Origin of the sequence: Bradyrhizobium algeriense (assembly GCF_003062295.1) — a bacterium.
Classification (GTDB): domain Bacteria; phylum Pseudomonadota; class Alphaproteobacteria; order Rhizobiales; family Xanthobacteraceae; genus Bradyrhizobium; species Bradyrhizobium algeriense.
Genome location: NZ_PYCN01000245.1, coordinates 1 through 478, shown reverse-complemented (window position 1 = coordinate 478; position 478 = coordinate 1). Strand labels below are relative to the sequence as shown.

Annotated in this window: 1 protein-coding gene; it reads left to right on the top strand. The window is 68.2% G+C overall.

The features are described 5' to 3' along the window. Positions 1–97 precede the first annotated feature (97 nt). Positions 98–478, top strand: a 381-nt coding sequence (locus C7G61_RS43340; RefSeq protein ID WP_108523448.1) for a GNAT family N-acetyltransferase, incomplete at its 3' end; no start/stop codon positions are given.

The window sequence follows — 478 nt, the reverse complement described above, 5'->3', positions numbered from 1 at the left end:
CATTTTTCGCAACCATGCCGACCGACCCGCCCGCTATGTCGTGGCTCTTGCCACCGACGCGCGTGCCGGGTCCGGCACCCAGCGCTGAGAACCTCCCATGACCGAGTCGATCACCATCCGCCATCTCTCCGCACCGGAAGCCAGCGAGCAGGTCGGCGCTTTGTCCGCCGTTCTGATCGATTGCGTCGAGGGCGGCGCCTCGGTCAGCTTCATGTCGCCGCTGACCCGCGAGAGAGCCGATGCCTTCTGGCAGGGCGTCGCCGAGGGTGTCGCCGACGGAGAACGCATCCTGCTCGTCGCCCAGGAGGACACGAGCGGACGGATCGTGGGCACCGTGCAGATCGTGCTCAAGCAGCCGGAGAACCAGCCGCATCGGGCCGACATCGCCAAGATGCTCGTTCACGGCCAGGCCCGAAAGCGCGGCATCGGCGCGGCTCTGATGCGGGCCGCCGAAGACGCGGCTCGCAGGGCCGGAAAG